This is a genomic window from Citrobacter sp. S55_ASV_140, from assembly GCF_018919505.1.
Classification (GTDB): domain Bacteria; phylum Pseudomonadota; class Gammaproteobacteria; order Enterobacterales; family Enterobacteriaceae; genus Citrobacter; species Citrobacter werkmanii.
On record NZ_JAHLQZ010000390.1, the window covers coordinates 1 to 1,222 of the forward strand.

Annotated in this window: 1 protein-coding gene; it reads right to left on the bottom strand. The window is 45.4% G+C overall.

Translation table 11 applies throughout. The features are described from left to right. On the bottom strand, positions 1-1,144 hold a 1,144-nt coding region (locus KQJ18_RS24065; protein ID WP_216422962.1), incomplete at its 3' end, for a PLP-dependent aminotransferase family protein. Between the last annotated feature and the right edge of the window lie 78 nt (positions 1,145-1,222).

The window sequence follows — 1,222 nt, forward strand, 5'->3', positions numbered from 1 at the left end:
CCTCAATAAAACTCGCCATCATTGCCTGCTCAAGATAGCTGGTGCCGAGATCTGTAAAATATTTCGTCACCATAATCTGTTCTTGTAAACCTGGCGGGACAACTAAAAAACCTAAACGGAATTCTGGATACATCATTTTCGAAAATGTACCGGCATAAATAACCCGTTGATTATCATCTAATCCCTGCAATGCCTGTAAAGAGCGATCGGCATAGCGGAACTCGCTATTATAATCATCTTCAAATATCCATGCCTGGTTTGACTTCGCCCATTCCAACAGCTCAAAACGCCGGGATAAACTCAATGTTCCACTTAATGGATATTGATCCGACGGGACAACATAGGCCAGCTTAGCGTCAGGGAAATGATCAATACCATAGCGGACGTTCATTCCTTCGCTGTCTACCGGTACCGGCCTCACAATTGCGCCAACAGACATAAAAGCCCCTCGTGCGCCTTTGTAACCCGGTTCATCCAGCCAAACTTCATGGCCTGTCGACAGCAGCGCTCGTGCGGTAATGTTCAATGCTTGTTGGATACCATTTACGATGATTATCTGATCTTCGTTACAGTTCACTCCACGCGTTGTTTTGATGTAACGACAAACCGCTTTTCTCAAAGGAAAGTATCCGCAAGGGTGAGTGTGGGCCCCCAATTGGTGCCGGGATTGTCTCCAGACCCGTTGCAGTAATTTGCCCCATAGTGCGTGCGGGAAGAGATCCGTACAGCCAACACCAACCGCAAATAGACGGTTCATGCCGCGCCCTTCATACTCATTTGACCATAAATCGCGCACAGGATTATTTTGGCCATTTACCTGTTCATCAGGCGCGACGACTTCCCCCGACGCTATCATTGGATAGCTATTGCTGATACTCCGATCCGGAATATTGTGCGCAACATAGGTTCCAGACCCTTTCCGGGTAAAAATATACCCTTCATCTAATAGCCTGTCATAACCGGCAATCACTGAATTTCGTGAAATTGCCATCATCTCGGACAACGCCCGGGTTGAAGGCATCTTTGTTCCTGTTGGTAATCGGCCTGCAAGAATGTGTTCACGAAGAGCATGATAAACCTGTTCCTTCACGACACCTTTTCCTAAAACAAATCCTTGAAATAAAGGTGCATTATTTTTCTTCATTGTATTAACCTTTATGCTAAAAGTGGATCCTATCAATAGGTAAAAAGTGTCTCTTTACCAGAATTTATAAAGCCCCTA